The 15,977-nt window shown below is 74.2% G+C and carries 17 protein-coding genes; 4 read left to right on the forward strand and 13 right to left on the reverse strand.

Annotated features, from left to right (window positions below; genetic code table 11):
* Window positions 1–75: 75 nt before the first annotated feature.
* Window positions 76–1,941 (reverse strand): ABCB family ABC transporter ATP-binding protein/permease, encoded by a 1,866-nt coding sequence (locus tag IEX99_RS11065; protein ID WP_229677946.1) that lies wholly within the window; start codon window positions 1,939–1,941, stop codon window positions 76–78.
* 171 nt (window positions 1,942–2,112) lie between these two features.
* Between IEX99_RS11065 and IEX99_RS22495 the strand changes: the two genes are divergently transcribed.
* Together IEX99_RS22495 and IEX99_RS11070 are read left to right on the forward strand one after the other, a co-directional pair.
* The gene (locus IEX99_RS22495) at window positions 2,113–2,784 is read left to right on the forward strand and encodes a hypothetical protein (protein ID WP_229677947.1); all 672 of its coding nucleotides are present in this window, start codon (window positions 2,113–2,115) and stop codon (window positions 2,782–2,784) included.
* 57 nt (window positions 2,785–2,841) lie between these two features.
* Window positions 2,842–3,708 carry an NUDIX hydrolase gene (locus IEX99_RS11070; protein ID WP_188900113.1) on the forward strand — a complete coding sequence of 289 codons (867 nt, stop codon included), beginning with the start codon at window positions 2,842–2,844 and terminating at the stop codon, window positions 3,706–3,708.
* A gap of 161 nt (window positions 3,709–3,869) precedes the next feature.
* Here IEX99_RS11070 and IEX99_RS11075 read toward each other — a convergent pair whose 3' ends face one another.
* From IEX99_RS11075 to IEX99_RS11120, 10 genes are all read right to left on the reverse strand, one after another.
* Complete coding sequence (locus IEX99_RS11075) at window positions 3,870–4,997, reverse strand: S1C family serine protease (protein ID WP_188900115.1); 1,128 nt, start codon at window positions 4,995–4,997, stop codon at window positions 3,870–3,872.
* 164 nt (window positions 4,998–5,161) lie between these two features.
* Complete coding sequence (locus IEX99_RS11080; RefSeq protein WP_188900117.1) at window positions 5,162–5,650, reverse strand: hypothetical protein; 489 nt, start codon at window positions 5,648–5,650, stop codon at window positions 5,162–5,164.
* A gap of 151 nt (window positions 5,651–5,801) precedes the next feature.
* Window positions 5,802–6,269 (reverse strand): RNA polymerase sigma factor, encoded by a 468-nt coding sequence (locus IEX99_RS11085; protein WP_188900119.1) that lies wholly within the window; start codon window positions 6,267–6,269, stop codon window positions 5,802–5,804.
* Between the two features lie 219 nt (window positions 6,270–6,488).
* Window positions 6,489–6,839 carry a DUF5335 domain-containing protein gene (locus tag IEX99_RS11090; protein WP_229677948.1) on the reverse strand — a complete coding sequence of 117 codons (351 nt, stop codon included), beginning with the start codon at window positions 6,837–6,839 and terminating at the stop codon, window positions 6,489–6,491.
* A 96-nt stretch (window positions 6,840–6,935) separates the two neighbouring features.
* Entirely contained in the window at window positions 6,936–7,712 is a 777-nt protein-coding gene (locus IEX99_RS11095; protein ID WP_188900121.1) for an Hsp20/alpha crystallin family protein, read from the reverse strand.
* A 21-nt stretch (window positions 7,713–7,733) separates the two neighbouring features.
* The gene (locus tag IEX99_RS11100) at window positions 7,734–8,126 is read right to left on the reverse strand and encodes an Hsp20/alpha crystallin family protein (protein ID WP_188900123.1); all 393 of its coding nucleotides are present in this window, start codon (window positions 8,124–8,126) and stop codon (window positions 7,734–7,736) included.
* Between the two features lie 18 nt (window positions 8,127–8,144).
* Entirely contained in the window at window positions 8,145–8,588 is a 444-nt protein-coding gene (locus IEX99_RS11105; RefSeq protein WP_188900125.1) for an Hsp20/alpha crystallin family protein, read from the reverse strand.
* 133 nt (window positions 8,589–8,721) lie between these two features.
* Window positions 8,722–9,693, reverse strand: a complete 972-nt coding sequence (locus tag IEX99_RS11110) for an HPF/RaiA family ribosome-associated protein (RefSeq protein ID WP_188900127.1) — start codon at window positions 9,691–9,693, stop codon at window positions 8,722–8,724.
* A gap of 89 nt (window positions 9,694–9,782) precedes the next feature.
* A complete protein-coding gene (locus tag IEX99_RS11115; RefSeq protein ID WP_188900129.1) occupies window positions 9,783–10,403 on the reverse strand; it encodes an NADH dehydrogenase ubiquinone Fe-S protein 4 in 621 nt (206 codons plus the stop codon).
* Window positions 10,403–10,990 carry a phosphate-starvation-inducible PsiE family protein gene (locus IEX99_RS11120; RefSeq protein WP_229677949.1) on the reverse strand — a complete coding sequence of 196 codons (588 nt, stop codon included), beginning with the start codon at window positions 10,988–10,990 and terminating at the stop codon, window positions 10,403–10,405. Before IEX99_RS11120 ends, IEX99_RS11115 begins: the two co-directional genes overlap by 1 nt.
* A gap of 322 nt (window positions 10,991–11,312) precedes the next feature.
* On the opposite strand from IEX99_RS11120, the gene IEX99_RS11125 reads away from it, so the two are divergent.
* Window positions 11,313–12,050, forward strand: coding sequence for a rhomboid family intramembrane serine protease (locus IEX99_RS11125; protein ID WP_188900130.1), 738 nt, complete (start codon window positions 11,313–11,315; stop codon window positions 12,048–12,050).
* A gap of 21 nt (window positions 12,051–12,071) precedes the next feature.
* Entirely contained in the window at window positions 12,072–12,902 is an 831-nt protein-coding gene (locus tag IEX99_RS11130) for an SDH family Clp fold serine proteinase (RefSeq protein WP_188900131.1), read from the forward strand.
* Between the two features lie 121 nt (window positions 12,903–13,023).
* Here IEX99_RS11130 and aliA read toward each other — a convergent pair whose 3' ends face one another.
* The gene (gene aliA, locus IEX99_RS11135; protein ID WP_188900132.1) at window positions 13,024–14,673 is read right to left on the reverse strand and encodes a cyclohexanecarboxylate-CoA ligase; all 1,650 of its coding nucleotides are present in this window, start codon (window positions 14,671–14,673) and stop codon (window positions 13,024–13,026) included.
* A gap of 39 nt (window positions 14,674–14,712) precedes the next feature.
* The gene (aliB, locus tag IEX99_RS11140) at window positions 14,713–15,888 is read right to left on the reverse strand and encodes a cyclohexanecarboxyl-CoA dehydrogenase (protein WP_188900133.1); all 1,176 of its coding nucleotides are present in this window, start codon (window positions 15,886–15,888) and stop codon (window positions 14,713–14,715) included.
* Window positions 15,889–15,977: the final 89 nt, after the last annotated feature.

Consider the following 15,977-nt stretch of genomic DNA (forward strand, 5'->3'; position numbering starts at 1 on the left):
TGCGGGGCGCCCGGCGCAAAGCCCGGCGCGGCTTGCCGGCGGCTGCGTCCTCCCCCCCGCCCCGCCGGCGCGCCCCTATTTCGCCACTTCCTCCTCCGCCCGCGCCTCCGCTGCGGGGGCGTCGTCGAGCCCCGCCGCCTCCTCCGCCTTCGCCAGCGCCTGCGCCTGGCGGCGCCACATCTCGGCGTAGAGGCCGCCGGCGGCGAGCAGCGCCGCGTGGGTGCCGCGCTCCACCACCTTCCCGTCCTGCAGCACGATGATCTCGTCCGCCTCGACCACGGTGGAGAGCCGGTGCGCGATCACCAGCGTGGTGCGGTCGCGCGAGACCTGGCGCAGCGCCGCCTGGATCTCCTGCTCGGTGCGGGTGTCGAGGGCGCTCGTCGCCTCGTCGAGGATCAGGATGCGCGGGTCCTTGAGGATGGTGCGCGCGATCGCGACGCGCTGCTTCTCCCCGCCCGAGAGCTTGAGGCCGCGCTCGCCCACCATGGTGTCGTAGCCCTCGGGCAGGCGCATGACGAAGTCGTGCACCTGGGCGAGCTTCGCGGCGCGCACGATCTCCTCCTCGGAGGCGCCGGGGCGGCCGTAGGCGATGTTGTAGCGGATGGTGTCGTTGAACAGCACCGTGTCCTGCGGCACGACGCCGATCGCGGCGCGCAGCGACTGCTGCTGCACTGCGCGGATGTTCTGCCCGTCCACCAGGATGCGCCCGCCGGTGACGTCGTAGAAGCGGAACAGCAGGCGCGAGATGGTGGACTTGCCCGCCCCGGTCGGCCCGACGATCGCCAGCATCCGCCCCGGCGGCACGCGGAAGGAGACGCCCTTGAGGATCGGCCGGTCGGGGCGGTAGCCGAAGCGGACATCCTCGAACGCCACCTCGCCCGGCCCGGGCCGCAGGGCGGGCGCGCCGGGCGCGTCCGCCACCTCCTGCGGCTCGTCGAGCAGGGCGAACATCTCCTCCGTGTCGGTCAACCCCTGGCGGATCTCGCGGTAGGCGAAGCCGAGCACGTTCAGCGGCAGGTAGAGCTGGATCAGGTAGGTGTTGACCAGCACGAAGTCGCCGACCGTCATGGCGCCGCCGGCGATGCCGCGCGCGGCGAGCAGCATCACCAGCGTCAGGCCGAGGGCGATGATCGCCGCCTGCCCGGCGTTCAGCATGTTCAGCGTGACCTCGGAGCGCGCGTAGGCCCGCTCGTAGCGGGCGAGGCTCGCGTCGTAGCGACGCGCCTCGTGCTCCTCGTTGCCGAAGTACTTCACCGTCTCGTAGTTGAGCAGGCTGTCGATCGCCTTGGTGTTGGCGTCCTGGTCGGTCTGGTTCATCTCCCGCCGGAAGCGCAGGCGCCAATTGGTGAAGGCCAGGGTGAAGGCGACATAGGCGGCGATCGTCGCCAGCGTCACCGCGGCGAAGGAGACGTCGAACATGGCCCAGAGGATGCCCGCCACCAGCAGGATCTCGAGGATGGTCGGGATGATGTTGAACAGCAGGAAGTTCAGCACGAAGGTGATGCCGCGCGTGCCGCGCTCGATCACCCGCGAGAGCCCCCCCGTCTGCCGGTCCATGTGGTAGCGCAGCGACAGGGCGTGCAGGTGGCGGAACACGGCGAGCGCGATGCGCCGCGCCGCCCGCGCCTGCACCCCGGCGAAGAGCGCGCTGCGCAGCTCCCCGAGACCGCTGCTCGCCACCCGCAGCAGCCCGTAGCCGAGGATGAGCGCGAGCGGGATGGCCAGCACCTGCCCCGCCCCCGCCTGCGGCGCCAGCGCGTCCACCGCCCGGGCATAGACGATCGGCACCAGCACGTTCGCCGCCTTGGCCAGCACCAGGCAGAGCAGGGAAAGGACGACGCGCAGCCGCAGCCCCGCCTCCTGCCGCGGCCAGAGCCAGGGCAGGAGGGCGAGCAGGGTCCGCAGGTGGCCACGGGATTCGGTCGGGGCAGCAGGGGGCACGAAGATCTCCGGTCCGCGCGGAGTGGCCGGCTGGCGAGGGGGAGAGGCGCGGTTGCCGGCCAGAGCTTGGCACGCCGCCGCCCTTCGGCAAGCCGGACCGCATGGCGGGGAGACTTCCCGAACCCGCGCGGCCGGGGCATACTTGTTGCGCAGGCGATCGAGGACCCTCCCATGGCACTCCCCGGAGTGGACGAGGGCGCCAAGCGGGCGCTCGTGGCCGAACTCGCGCGCGGCGTGCAGCCGCTGGCGCGCAACTGGGCGATCGCCGGCTCGGCCGCCATGGCCGCCGTGCGCAAGCGCATGCCGCTCGGCGCCGGCAACCGCTTCATGTCCGACCCCGGCGCCTTCCGCGGCGGCTTCGACCCGCTCGGCCTCGTCACCTTCGCGAGCGAGCTGCGGCGCGTCGTGCGGTCGGAACTGGCGAACCGCGAGATCGACGCCCTGCTCGACAGCTGGAACATAGACCTCAACGACACCACCCGCCCCACCGACCCGAAGCGCATCCTGGTGGCGGAGAACACCGGCTACCTCGCCCTCACCCAGGGCGGCGGCAACTGCCAGTACCAGGCCGCCGCCACCTTCCTGGTGCTGAAGGCCGCCGGGGTGCGGCCGGTGGACGTGATCTACATCTTCACCCGCAACGGCACGCCGCGGCACGCCGTCTGCGTCATCGGCATCCAGGACGGCTTCCCCAACCCGTGCGAGCCCGAGATCGCCCGCTGGCAGCCGAGCGCGGTGGTCGCCGACACCTGGGAGACGGACCACACGGAGCCCGTCTCCGCCCTCGCCGCGCGCTACCCGGCCCACGCGCACCGCTTCCTCTCCTTCGCGCGCTTCGCCTGAGGGCGGCGGGGCGCGCCGGACCTCGCCCCCGGCCCGGCCGCGCGCTACAGGGGGGGCATGCCCTCGCCCTTCGCGCGCCACATCGAGGCCTGCAACAACCTCGCCTCGCCGGCCCATCTCGTGCCCTTCCGCATCGCCGGGCAGCAGGTCGGCTGGCTGTCGCAGGACCTTGCCCGGGCGCTCGCCTTCTGGCCGCGGGAGTTCCACTTCGACGCGCAGGGCGTCTCCCTCGCCGCCCGGCTGCGCAGCGCCGGGGCGCGCTCGGACGCGCTGGCGGAGGTGTGCCGGAGCCTCGCCGGGCGCGGCTTCTTCCGCCTGCGCGGCGAGGCCTTCGACCTGCGCGCCCGGACCGACGGCCCCGCGCTCGCCACGCTGGACCGCGGCGCGCTGCCGGCCTTCGGCGCGATCTCCCAGGGCGTGCACGTGAACGGCCTGGTGCGGCGCGCCGACGGGCTCCACCTCTGGGTCGGCTGGCGCTCGCGCGCGAAGAGCGTCGCGCCGGGCCAGCTCGACAACCTGGTCGCCGGCGGCGTCCCGGCCGGCCTCTCGGTCGAGGAGACGCTGGTCAAGGAGGCCGAGGAGGAGGCGAGCGTGCCGGCCGACCTCGCCGTGACGGCGCGGCGCGCGGGCCGCGTCTCCTACGTCATGGCGCAGGCGGAGGGCGGGCTCCGGCGCGACGCGCTGCACTGCTACGACCTCGACCTGCCCGAGGGCTTCGAGCCCCGGCCGAACGACGACGAGGTGGAGCGCTTCGAGCTCTGGCCCGCCCGGCGCGTGCTGGAGCTGGTGCGCGACACCGACGGCACGGTGAAGTTCAACGTCAACCTGGTGCTGATCGACCTGTTCCTGCGCGAGGGGCTGATCGATCCGGAGTCGCCGGAGGGCCGCGAGCTGCGGGCGGGCCTGGACCAGGGACCCGAATAGGGCGGCCGCTCCGCAAACCGCGGGGTTCGACGCGGTCGGCCGGTACCGCGCGCCGCAGCCGCGCCGGCGCTACGCAGGCGTCGCAGCACGGGCGGGGCCGCGACCGGAGCTGGCGCCGAAGGGCGCGGGATTGCGCGCCAGCGGGGGTCCTCCGCGCCGCCTCAGCGTCCCGCGTCGAGAATGGCCGGCAACTCCACGCGCCGTCCGTCCCGCAGCACCGCCACCGTCACTTCCTGTCCCGGCTCGTGGCGGTCGAGGGCGGCGAGGAGGTCCGCGACGCGCCGCACCGGCCGCTCACCGAGCGCGACGATCACGTCGCCGGGCAGGAAGCTCCCGTCGCGGCCGATCCGCGCCGGACGGATGCCCGCCCGCTCCGCGGCCGAGCCCGGCTCGACGTCGAGCACGAACACCCCCTCGATCCCGAGGCGGGCCGAGAGGGCATCGTTGATCTGCTGCTCCACGCGCACGCCGAGGGCGGGGCGGAGGTAGCGACCCGCTGCGATCAGGCGCGGCACCACGCGGTTCACCGTGTCCACCGGCACTGCGAACCCGATGCCGGCGTTGGCGCCGGAGGGGCTGTAGATCGCGGTGTTCACCCCGATCAGACGGCCAGCGGAATCGAGCAGGGGGCCGCCCGAATTGCCGGGGTTGATCGCGGCGTCGGTCTGGATCAGCCCCTCGATCACCGTCCCCACCTCCGAGGGCAGCTCCCGGTTCAGCGCCGAGACGATGCCGGTGGTCAGCGTCCAGTCGAGGCCGAAGGGGTTGCCGATGGCGAACACCTTCTGGCCGACGCGCAGGTCGTGGCTGGTGCCGATGGGCAGCGGCTCGGGCCGGCCCGTGCCAACGCCGATGCGCAGCACCGCGAGGTCGTACTCGGGGCTCACCCCGACGAGCGCGGCGTTGAAGGCGCGCCCGTCGGCGAGCCGCACCAACGCCCCCGAGGCGCCGGCGACGACATGATGATTGGTCACCACGTGGCCGAGCCGGTCCCAGACGAAGCCCGAGCCGGTGCCGCGCGGCACCTGGAGCGGGTTGCGCGTCCAGGGATCCATCACCCGTGTCACCGTGGCGATGTAGACCACCGATCCGCGCGCGGCCTCGAACAGGGCGATCGTGCTGCGCTCGTCCTCGGCGAGGTCGCCGCGCGGCGTCACGGTGCGCGGCTCGGCGCGCGAGGCGAGCAGCTCCGCCTGGATCAGCGGCCAGGTCTGCCAGGCAAGGACGAGGAACAGACCCGCCGCGGTGACCGCGAGCAGACGGAGCAGGAATCGGGAATCGTCGCGCATGGTTGGGGACGAGGCTCGCACACAAGCCGGCTGGCCGCGAGACCCGGCGCCGAGGCGAGCGGGATCCGGCGCATCTCCGCCGCGACCGGGGGACCGCTCCTGCGCGGCGCTGCCGCAACCGCGGAGCCGTCGCCGCGCGCGCCCCGGCCGCGGCGGCGGGAGGCTCAGCGCCGGCGGGGCAGCGGGTCCTCCTTGCAGGTCACGCCGCCGTCGGGTGCGCGTTCGAAGGTGACGCGCGCCGTCGCATCGAAGCCGCGCCAGCCCGAGGCGTCGCGCGGGTGCAGGCGGATGCCGTCCTCGGCGTAGGCGTTGGTCATGCACACTTCGCGCCAAGCCCCGTCCGCGCCGCGGGTCAGCACGAAGACCGCGCATCCCGCGGTGCCGCACCAGCCGGGGAGGTCGAGACGGAGCAGCACCTCGGCCCGGCCGTCCCCGTCGAGGTCGACAGCGATCTGGCGCAGGCCGCGCGCGGGGCGGAAGCGCGCCGCCCGGGCATCGGCGGCGAGGTCCGGATTCTCCGCCTGCAGCGCCCGCCAGGCGGCTTCGCCGGTCGCGTCCGGCGTGCGCCAGCGGAGCGGGTCGGGGCCCGTCTGCGCGAGGACCGGCGGGGCGCACAGCGGCAGGAGAGCGGCAAGCGGGAGAAGAACGCGCATGGTGCCGGAATGATCCGCTTCCGCCCGCCCTGTCCAGCAGGTCCGTTCCGGGTGGGCACCGCCGCTCACGCAGCCCGGGCGGGCCGCGGCGGCGGGCGCGAAGCCGTCGCCGCGCGGGAGGGAAGGCCGGGCCGGCCCGCCCGCTGGCCCGTCAGGCCCGCTTCTTCCGGCTGCCGAGCGCGCGGTGCGCCTCCGCCAGCAGCCGCGCCGCCTCGGCCGCCTCGATGTGCAGCGCGCTGGCGGCTTCCGCGACCGACAGCCGATGCACGCCGGTGAGCAGCAGAAGGCGCCGCACGGTGCGCGGCAGCGCCCGTCCCTCCTTGCGCTCGAGCGCGGCGGCGATCTGCTCGGGCGTGGCCGCGGCGGCCGGGATCACGTCCTCCCAGCGCGTGCTCTCGTCCGGCTGGTACCATTCCCAGAAGGACTCGTCGTCGTCGTAGCGGGGCTCCGGCGGCACCGGGGCCTCGAGGGACACCGCCGCCGCCTCGCGCCGCCGCGCCTCCTGCCGGGCCAGGCTGTCCGCCAGGCGGAACAGCAGCCCGAGCAGCCAGGGGCGGAGGCCGAGCAGCGGCGGGCGCCGGTGCCGGTCGCGCCAGGCGCGGGCCAGCGTCTCGCCCACCAGCTCCTCGGCCGTGAGGTCGTCCAGGGCGAGGTCCCCGACCGCCTGGCGGTATTCCAGCTCGTGCTTCGCGGCCGAGAGGAGATCCTCGAGATGCGGCGCGAGCTGGGCGCGGAAGGCCTCCTTTTCCTGCGCCTCCCCCTGCGGCGCGGCGCCGTGCGGCCCGGTTTCGCCCGCCGGGCGCGGGGGGGGGGCGGTGCGGCGGACATGGCCGGCCCTTCAGGCCTTCTCCGGCGGCGGCAGCGCGAGGGGCTCCTTCAGCCGCACGATCTGCCGCCGGCCGTCCGCGTCCACGATCTCGACGCTCTCGAGGCCTTCCGGTCCCTCCAGGACATGGACTTCCTGCGGCGCGCGGATGAGGTGATCGAGCCCCTCCAGCGCGATCTCGAACAGGTTGTCCTTGGGGTCGAAGGTGAGGCCGTAGATCGGCGACCACTCGGCCTGGACCTGACGGCCGAGGTCGAGGCTCACCACCTCGACCTCGGCGCGTTTGCCGACGAGGGCCTTGGAGACGCGATCGGAATAGGGCTTCCACTCCGACCGTTCGAGCTTGCGCGAGCGCATCGTCATCCTTCCCTTCCGTTCGCTTTCCGGGCGCGAATGCCGGTCTGCCGGGCGGGCGCCGGAGCCCCCACCGCGCGTCGGCCACAACGCCGGGCGGTCGCGTCAGTCCCTGCCCTGTCCATGACCGGCCCCGTCCCGCAGGCGGGCAATCCGCTGCGCCAGTTCGTGCCAGCCACCCTCCAGGCGGCTGCGCAGCCGCGACCAGGCGCGCTCGCCGGAGGCCTCCACCTCCTTGAGCAGATCGGCGAACCGGTCGGCAGCCCGCTCCAGCTCCGCGAGCCGCCGCTTCAGTCCCTCCGCGAGGGACTCGCCGGCCTTTCCGGCCCGCTCCCGCAGCTCTTCGAGCCGCGTCCGGAGGCGGCCGAGCTCGTCGCGGTAGCGGGCCAGGGCGTCCTGCCGCCCTTCCGCGGCGCGGACGGGGATGCGCCGCGCGCCCGGCGGCGGCTCCTGCCGGCGCGGCAGCACCACCGTCAGCACCCCGTTCCGCAGCGTCGCCTCGGCGCGATCGCGGTCCACGCCCGGCGGCAGCAGGACCGAATGCTCGAGCAAGGCGCAGCCCTCCTCCCGCCGGTCGCCGCGGGCGGCCGCCACGAAGCGGCGCTCGGCCCGGATGGTGAGGAGGCCGTCGGCGAGGAGGACGTCGATGTCCTCCTCCTCGACGCCGGGCAGCTCGGCGCGGAGGGTGAGGTTGCCGTCCCGGTCCTCCTCGACCGCGAAGCGGAAGCCCGGCGGGCCGGCAGCGGCCAGGGCCTCGATCTCCGCCAGGCGGCGCCGCATCTCCGCGAGCGCCGCCTCCAGGCCGCCGGCGAGGTCCGGCGGCCTGGGGAGGAGCACGTCATGGCCCTCCGCCGGCAACGGCACGATGTCCCGGCGCGCCACGGTGCGCTCCTCCGGCGCCGCTCAAGCCCGGCGCACCGCGATCCGGCGCGCCGGCTCGGGCGCCGCCTTCGGCACCGTCAGCCGCAGCACGCCGTCCGCCGCCACGGCGTCGATCCGCGACGGGTCCACGGCGTCGGAGAGGGTGAAGGCGCGCTGGTAGTCGGCGTCGCGGTATTCGGCGTGCACCAGGGTGCAGCCGGGCGGCGCCTTCGCCGAGCTGCGGCCGGTCACGGTCAGCACGCGGTTGTCCACCGCGATCTCGACGTCGTTCGCGTCAACGCCCGGCATCTCCATCAGCAGGACCAGCGCGTCCCGCGTCTCGTAGATGTCGGTCACCGGCGAGCGGAGCGGAACCTTCCGCGTCGTCTCGGGCTGGGTCTGGGCCGGGGTGGCGGCGGCGGTCTGCTCGGACATGGTTCGGCTCTCCCTGCCTCAGGCCTTCCTCACCTGGATGCGGCGCGGCTTGTCGGCCTCGGGGCGCGGCAGTTCCATGGTGAGGATGCCGTTGTCGAAGCGCGCGTTCACCTTCTCCGGATCCACGCGGAAGGGCAGCGCCACCGTGCGCGCGAAGCCGCCGTAGCTGCGCTCCTGCCGGTGGTAGGCGACGTCCTGGGCCGCGGCCTGCGGGTCGGGCTCGCGCCGGCCCTTCAGCGTCAGCGTGTTCTCGTGCACCGTGATCTCGAGATCGTCCGGCCGCACGCCCGGGACCTGCGCGGTCACCACCACGCCGTTTTCCCCCGCCCAGATGTTCATCGGCGGGAATTCGCGCCGCAGCGTGGGCATCAGTTCGCCGAACAGGCGGTCCATCTCCTGGCGCATCCGCTCCATCTCGCGCAGCGGATCGAGCCAGCCGGAGCCGGGCGTGGTGTAGAACATCGCGGTTCCTCCTGCCGGTAAAAGGGATCAGGCGTGCGCGGCACCGTGCGGCGCCGCAGCGGAACGGGTGGTGGGCCGCAATCTATGCCCTTTCCGCCCCCGACACTTGACATACGTCAATCGCGCCGCCTGTTCACGAGGCCGTGCCGGCCGCCGCGGCGGCGGTCGCCTCCTCGTGCCGCAGCGCCTCGTGCAGGCGGTCCGAGAGCTGCTCGATCGTCCGCCGCACCTCGGCGGGCGGCCGCCCGACGATCATCGCCACCTCGTCGGGCGCGAATCCCTCGTGGAAGTGGAGGTCGAAGATCTCGCGCTCCGCCTCGGGCAGTCCCGCCAGGGCCGTGTCGAGGGCGGCCACCAGCGCCTGCCGCACGCGATCTTGCTCCACCGGCGCCGCCGGCGGCGTCGGCGGCGTCGGCGGCGCGGCAGCCGGCGCCGCGAGCGCCCGGCGCAGCCTCGCCTGGACCGCCTCGCGCACCAGCCGGTAATGCCAGGCGCGCTCGCTCATCCGCGCGGGCTTTTCCGCCAGCAGCGCCGGCAGCTTGTCGGCAGCCTCGCCGATCAGGCTCCTGACCTCGGCCTCCGCCGCCTCGGCCGGGAGGGAAGGCGCGGTGCGGCCGAGCAGCCGGCGGGCGTAGCGCGCCAGCCCCGGACGATGCATCTCGAACAGGCTCCGCTCGATCTCGCCGGCGGCTTCGGGTCCGGCGCCGGACGGCAGCGGCTCCGCCGCGAAGGCGACACGCGCGCGGCGCGCCTTGCGCTTCCAGGCGGGCTCGCGGCGCAGCCGCTCCTTCAGCGACTCGAGTCGGCGCTCCAGCACGCCCACCGCCTCCCTGACCGCCCGGGCGGCGTCCGCGTGCGCCTTCTCGGCATGCAGGATGTTGGAGGGCAGGCGCAGGGTCAGCGCCGCCGTGATCCGCTCCGGCTGCGCCTCGCCATCCAGCCGGATCTGCAGGTGCACGGCGTCGGGCGGGAAGGCCTGCAGGTGCCGCTCGAGCCGCGCGATGGCGCGACGCAGGCGTTGCCGCAGCAGCGGATGGCCGTGGACCTCCCGGGTGACGATGTTCCAGCGGAAGCGTTCCGCCATGCGGGGTGTCGTGTCGTCCATGCGGGATCTCCGGTCGCGTGCTCTCGGTGCTGGTCCTGGGGCGGCGGGGCGGGAGAGCGGGGCCGGCCGCGTGCCGACGGCTCCGGCGGTCAGCCCGTCTCCGGCTCCTTGCCGGTGTCGCCGGCGCCGCCGGGGGCGGCGTGGCCGCCGAGCCGAAGCCCGGTCCAGCCGGGCGGATCGCTGGCGGGAAAGGATTCGCGGCTCGCCTCTTCGACCGCGTCCGGCCGGACGCCCGCGGCGGCCGGCGGCGCGGTGTCGGCGCGCCACGGCGCCACCTTCCCGATCGCCTCGGCGAGGTCGTAGCGGAGCTGGTCGGCGTAGCTCCTGTAGCGGACCCGCCGCGGCGGCGGCGCCTCGACCTCGTAGCGCCAGCCCTGTCGCTCGGCGAAGGCGACCGCGCTCTCCGCGTCGGGGAATTCGAGGCGGAGCGGCGCGAGCGGGTCGGCGCCGCCCAGCCAGCCCATGAGCGGATCCACGAAGGGTCGCGCGCCGTGCCGGAACTCGAGGACCCAGCGGTCGCGGCCGCGCCCGGACTGCAGGACCGACCGCGCCAGGCGGCGGATGCGCACCGACGGGAGCGGCGAGGTCGCCGGCGTCGCGGTGCCGGGCAGCAGCGGCGGCCGGTACGCGGCGTCCGGCGTGCCGGGCGCCGGCCGCAGCGCGGCCGGGTCCGGGGACGCGCCGTGCGTCGCCGGTCGGCGCCCCGGCATCATGCGCCTGCGCCGCCCGCGCCGCGTGCGGCCTCGGCCTCGCGCTGGTCCTGGTCGCGCACCAGCCAGTACACGGCGCCGAGCGCGAGCACCGACGCGGCAAGGCCGATGATGGTCAGGGGCGCGGTGTGGGCGGCGTCGAGGATGACGAATTTGCGCACCAGGGCGAGCAGGGCGATCAGCAGCACCGTGCGGAGCTGCACGATGCCGTGCCGGCGCTGCAGCACGCCCAGGATCGTGTGGTTGAACTCGAGCGCGATCAGCACCGTCATCACCATGCCGAACACGGCCTGGAACACCGCCTGGTCGGCCGGGTCGGCGAGGTTGTAGAGCACCAGCAGCACGATGTTGACGGCGAGGTGGACCAGCGCCGCGGCGATCACCACCGAGACCAGCGCGCTGATCACCAGCACCGCCACCTGCTCGAACCGCTCGTACGCCGACAGGTCCGGCCAGGCCTCGCGAGTCTTGCGCAGGCTCGTGGCTCTCGTCTCAGGCCAGCGTCGCGCGGCGCCCTCCGGCTCGGGGGGCGGCGGGGCGGGAATGCTCGCCGCGTCCCGGCTCGCCTGCATCTGGTCGGGCGTCATGAGGCGCTCCTGTGCTGTCGCCGTACGCGGGCCATGGCGGTGCGGGCTCCGTGTCGCCGGTCGCTGATGGTCGCGTCGCTTCCTGTTTTCTAGATGCGATGGGATGGCGTCGTGCCAAGGCCCGCCGCCGGCCGCATCCCCGGCCGCCCCCGGCGCCGTTCGCGGCCGAAGCGGCACCGGCCGGCAGCCCCTCTGTCAAATCCTTGTCCATTCGAATAGGATTCCGCCCCCCGCGACGACGGCGGTCGGCGGCAGGACACCGCGCCCGTCCCGGACCGGTGGAGGGAGACGAAGGGATCCCGATGGCGGCTCGAGACCCGCGATGATTCCCGTTCGCGATTCGGTCGCGGTGCGCGAGCCGGCGTTCGTCACCTGGGCGCTGATCGGCGTCTGCGTCGCCGTGTTCCTGTTCCAGGTCTCGCTGCCGCCGCGCGCGGCGGAGGCCTTCGTGCGGCTCTACGGCCTGGTGCCGGCCCGCTACGCCGATCCCGCCTGGGCGCTGGCGGCGGGGCTGCCGCCGGACGACTGGCTGCCCGTCCTGACCCACATGTTCCTGCACGGGGGCTGGGCGCATCTCCTGCTCAACATGTGGACGCTCTGGCTGTTCGGCGCCGCGGTGGAGGACCGTCTCGGCCATCTCCGCTATCTCGCCTTCTACCTCGCCTGCGGCCTCGCCGCCGGGCTCGCCCATGCCGTGGTGAACGCGCATTCCGCCGTCCCCGCCGTCGGCGCCTCCGGGGCCATCGCCGGCGTGCTCGGCGCCTATGCGCGGCTGTTCCCGCGCGCCTGGCTGATCCTGATGGTGCCGGTGCTGTTCCTGCCCGTGTTCTTCCCCGTACCGGCCATGACCTACGTCGCCGTCTGGTTCGCGCTGCAGCTCCTGCAGGGCACCGCGGCGGCGCTACTGCCCGGCGAGGGCGGCGTCGCCTGGTGGGCGCATATCGGCGGCTTCCTGGCGGGCCTCCTCCTCGTGCCCCTGCTGCGCCGGCCGGCGCCCCGCCGCCGGCCGCTCTATGCCGACGAGGGCGTGCTGGGCTTCGGCCCGCACGGCCAGAGGTGACAGCGCCCGAAGGTCCGCCCGATGAACCTCACCGACCTGTTCTGGATCTTCCTGATCGTGTCCTCGCTGCAGCCGGTGCTCCAGCAGCGGCTGCTGGCGGCGATGCGCCAGCGCAAGATCGCCGAGATCGAGCGCAGGCGCGGCTCGCGCGTGATCCTGCTGGTGCACCGGCAGGAGACGATGCGCCTGCTGGGCTTCCCGGTGATGCGCTACATCGACATCAACGACTCCGAGGAGGTGATGCGCGCCGTCCAGCTCACCGACCCGGAAGTGCCGCTCGACCTCGTGCTGCACACGCCGGGCGGGCTGGTGCTCGCCTCCCTGCAGATCGCGCGGGCGCTGAAGCGGCGCAAGGCGAGGACGACGGTGTTCGTGCCCCACTTCGCCATGTCGGGCGGGACGCTGATCGCGCTCGCGGCCGACGAGATCGTGATGAGCCCGCACGCGGTGCTCGGTCCGGTGGACCCGCAGCTCAACGGCCTGCCGGCGGCCTCCATCCTGCGCGCGGCCGAGCAGAAGCCGGTCGCGGAGCTGGACGACCAGACACTGATCCTCGCCGATGTCGGGCGCAAGGCGATCGCCCAGGTGCAGGCCGCGGTGACCGAGTTCCTGGCCGAGCACATGCCCCAGGACCGCGCGGAGGAACTGGCGGGCCGGTTGAGCCGCGGCGAGTGGACCCACGACTACCCGATCTCGCCGACCGAGGCGCAGGCCCTGGGCCTGCGCGTCTCCACCGAGATGCCGCAGGAGGTGCTGGAGCTGATGACGCTCTATCCGCAGCCGGTGCGCACGGTGCCGACGGTCGAATACCTGCCGGAGCCGCGCTCGCTCCCCAATCCGCGGAGGTCCTGAGGCGGGAAGCGGCGCGCGCGGCACCGCCGAGCCCGGGCGGCATCACCGGACCGGTCCCGCTGGTGCGGCGGCGCGCCGCCGTGCCTCGTCCTCGGCCGTGCGGCGGTGGCGCCGCCGGGCCTCACCCGCCGCGGCCGGAAGGCCCGCCTTCCCGCGCCATCTCGCGGAGCCGGAATTTCTGGATCTTGCCGCTGGGGGTCCGCGGCAGCTCCTCCACGATCTCCAGCCGCTCCGGTATGTACTGCCGGGCCATCCGCTGCGCCTCGAGGTGCGCGACCATCTCCGCGAAGGAGAGCGAGGCGCCCTCCCGCAGCCGGACGAAGGCGCAGGCGCGCTCGCCGAGCCGCGCGTCGGGGTAGCCGACGATGGCGACCTCGGCGACCGCCGGGTGCCGGAACAGCAGACCCTCGACCTCGACCACCGGGATGTTCTCGCCGCCGCGGATGATGATGTCCTTGGTCCGGCCGGCGATCCGGATGTAGCCGTCGGCGTCCATGCGCGCGAGGTCGCCGGTGTCGAACCAGCCCTCGGCATCGGTGGTGTCGAGGTCCGGTCGCTTCAGGTAGCCGACGAAGTTGGAGCAGCCCCGCACCTGCAGCCGTCCCTCCTCGCCGACGGGCACGGCGCGCCCCGCGGCGTCGACGACGCGCAGCTCCATCCCCGGCAGGGGGCAGCCGTCGGTCGCGGTCGTCTTCTCCTCCGGATCGTCCGGGCGCGTGGTGGTGACCGCCCCGTTCTCGGACATGCCCCAGGCCGAGACGATGGCGGCGCCGAGCGTCTGGCGCGCCTTCGCCACCAGCGCGCGCGGGATGGGCGCACCGGCCGAGACGAAGACGCGCAGGCTCGGCGTGCCCTGGCCGGTGCGCGCGACGTGCTCGGTCAGGTCGTTGAGGAAGGGCGTCGCCCCCATGGTGAAGGTGGCGCCCTCCGCGCGGATCTGGCGCGCCATCTCCTCGGCCGTGAAGACGTCCTGCAGCACCGCGGTGGCGCCGAGCATCACCGGCAGCACGAGGCCGTACATGAAGCCGAGCTGGTGGGCGAGCGGCGAGGGCATGTGGATCACGTCGTCTTCGCCGAGGCCGAGGCGCCCGGCGAAGGGCGCGAGATTCGACAGCATGGTGTTGGAGGTGTGCATCACCCCCTTCGGCTCGCCGGTCGTTCCGCTGGTGTAGAGGAGCTGGATCACGTCGTCCGGCCCGGCGCCCAGGCCCCGCAGCGAGGCCCGCGCCCCCTCGCCGGACCGCGGGGCGAGCAGCGCGTCGAACGCCGTCTCGCCCTCGCCGCCGGCGACGAAGACGTGACGCAGCGTCGGCAGGCGGGAGCGAAGGTCCGCCACCATCGCCGGGTAGTCGAAGCCGCGGAAGCGCGCCGGCACCACCAGCACCTTCGCCTCCGCCAGTCCCAGCATGAAGCCGAGCTCGCGCTCGCGGAAGATGACCATCAGCGGGTTGCTGACGGCGCCGATCTTCAGGCAGGCGAGATGGAGGACGGGGAACTCCCACCAGTTGGGAAGCTGGAAGGACACCACCTCGCCGCGCCCGACGCCGCGCTCGCGCAGCGACAGCGCCACCAGATCCGAGAGCCGATCGAGCTCGCGGTAGCTGATCCGCACCTCCTCGCCGGTCTCGGAGCGCCGGGCGACGATCGCCGGCTTGTCGGGCACCCGCGCGACGGCGCGCGCCAGGTGGTCGAGGAGGGTCTCGTCGCGCCAATGCTGCGCCGCCCGCATCGCCTGCCGCCGCGCCAGCAGCCGGTTCCGCTCGAACTCCATGCCGTTTCCTCCCGCTCCTCCGGGCGTCTTGGACGCCCCCTACGTCCGGTCCCGCTTGGCGTGCTGCACCGCCAGCCTGCCCGCCCGCTCGCGCGCCACGATCAGCTTCATGATCTGCGCCGTGCCGTCGCCGATCTCGAGGCCCATCACGTCGCGCAGCCGCTGCTGGTGCGGCAGGTCGAGCGAGAAGCCGTAATGGCCGTGCGTCAGCAGGCACTGGTGGATCACTTCCACCGCCGTCTTCGGTCCGAGCCATTTGCACATGGCGGCCTCGGCGGTGTGTGGCGCGCCCTCGTCGCGCAGCCGCAGCGTGTGGTAGCAGAGCTGCCGCACCGCGGCGACCAGCCCCTCCCCCTCGGCGAGCGGGAAGGTGACGCCCTGGTACTGCGCGATCGGGGCGCCGAAGGCCTGGCGCTCGCGGACGTAGGCCCAGCTCTCGTCCAGCGAGGCCTGCGCCGCGGCGCAGCACTGCAGCCCGATCAGCGCCCGGCTGTAGTCGAAGCCCTGCATCACCTGCGCGAAGCCCATGCCCTCCTCGGCCAGGCGGTTCTCCGCCGGGACCCGCACCTCGTCGAAGAAGATCGAGCCGCGGCCGATCGCGTGGCCGCCGAGGTCGTTGAACCGCGTGACGGTGACGCCCGGCGTGTCCATCGGCACCAGGAAGGCGGAGACGCCGCGCGCCCCGCTCCCTGGCGGGCCGGTGCGGGCGAAGACCACCGCCACGTCGGCCTGGTCGGCCATGCTGACCGAGGACTTCTCGCCGTTCAGCACGTAGGACCCGCCGTCGCGGCGGGCGGACAGCGCCAGGTTCGCCGCGTCCGAGCCGCCGCGCGGCTCGGTGAGGGCGAGGCAGAACAGCGCCTCGCCCGAGACGATGCGCGGGATCCAGCGGCCGGCCAGCTCGGGCGAGCCGTGCCGCGCGACGATCTGCCCGTTGAGCGAGGCGAGCAGCGGCACGTAGGCGAGGTTGATGTCGCCGTAGGCCACCGCCTCGATCGCCAGCCCCGCGGTGACGCTCGGTGCGCCAAGGCCGCCGTGGCGCTCCGGCAGGTCGGCGCCGATCAGGCCGAGCGCGCCCATCTCCCGCACCAGCGCGCGATCCAGCCGGCCGTCGCGCTCGCGCGCCATGTAGCCGGGCGCGATGCGCTCGCGGGCGAAGCGCCGCGCCGTCTCCTGGAAGGCGCGCTGTTCCTCCGTCAAGGCAGTGCCGGCCATGGCGGCGGCCACCCCTACCTCCTCTGGTACCTGCGGAATTCGGGCCTGCGCTTCTCGTTGAAGGCGCGGACGCCTTCCCGCGACTCCTC

The sequence above is a fragment of the Caldovatus sediminis genome (assembly GCF_014644455.1).
GTDB lineage: Bacteria > Pseudomonadota > Alphaproteobacteria > Acetobacterales > Acetobacteraceae > Caldovatus > Caldovatus sediminis.

Bases quoted from the DNA above. Each gene is read 5' to 3' on its own strand.
- IEX99_RS22495 (WP_229677947.1), top strand. From the start codon at position 2,113: ATGGCACTCCCCGGAGTGGACGAGGGCGCCAAGCGGGCGCTCGTGGCC.
- IEX99_RS11070 (WP_188900113.1), top strand. From the start codon at position 2,842: ATGCCCTCGCCCTTCGCGCGCCACATCGAGGCCTGCAACAACCTCGCC.
- IEX99_RS11075 (WP_188900115.1), bottom strand. From the start codon at position 4,997: ATGCGCGACGATTCCCGATTCCTGCTCCGTCTGCTCGCGGTCACCGCG.
- IEX99_RS11080 (WP_188900117.1), bottom strand. From the start codon at position 5,650: ATGCGCGTTCTTCTCCCGCTTGCCGCTCTCCTGCCGCTGTGCGCCCCG.
- IEX99_RS11090 (WP_229677948.1), bottom strand. From the start codon at position 6,839: ATGACGATGCGCTCGCGCAAGCTCGAACGGTCGGAGTGGAAGCCCTAT.
- IEX99_RS11100 (WP_188900123.1), bottom strand. From the start codon at position 8,126: ATGTCCGAGCAGACCGCCGCCGCCACCCCGGCCCAGACCCAGCCCGAG.
- IEX99_RS11105 (WP_188900125.1), bottom strand. From the start codon at position 8,588: ATGTTCTACACCACGCCCGGCTCCGGCTGGCTCGATCCGCTGCGCGAG.
- IEX99_RS11110 (WP_188900127.1), bottom strand. From the start codon at position 9,693: ATGGACGACACGACACCCCGCATGGCGGAACGCTTCCGCTGGAACATC.
- IEX99_RS11115 (WP_188900129.1), bottom strand. From the start codon at position 10,403: ATGCCGGGGCGCCGACCGGCGACGCACGGCGCGTCCCCGGACCCGGCC.
- IEX99_RS11120 (WP_229677949.1), bottom strand. From the start codon at position 10,990: ATGACGCCCGACCAGATGCAGGCGAGCCGGGACGCGGCGAGCATTCCC.
- IEX99_RS11125 (WP_188900130.1), top strand. From the start codon at position 11,313: ATGATTCCCGTTCGCGATTCGGTCGCGGTGCGCGAGCCGGCGTTCGTC.
- IEX99_RS11130 (WP_188900131.1), top strand. From the start codon at position 12,072: ATGAACCTCACCGACCTGTTCTGGATCTTCCTGATCGTGTCCTCGCTG.
- aliA (WP_188900132.1), bottom strand. From the start codon at position 14,673: ATGGAGTTCGAGCGGAACCGGCTGCTGGCGCGGCGGCAGGCGATGCGG.
- aliB (WP_188900133.1), bottom strand. From the start codon at position 15,888: ATGGCCGGCACTGCCTTGACGGAGGAACAGCGCGCCTTCCAGGAGACG.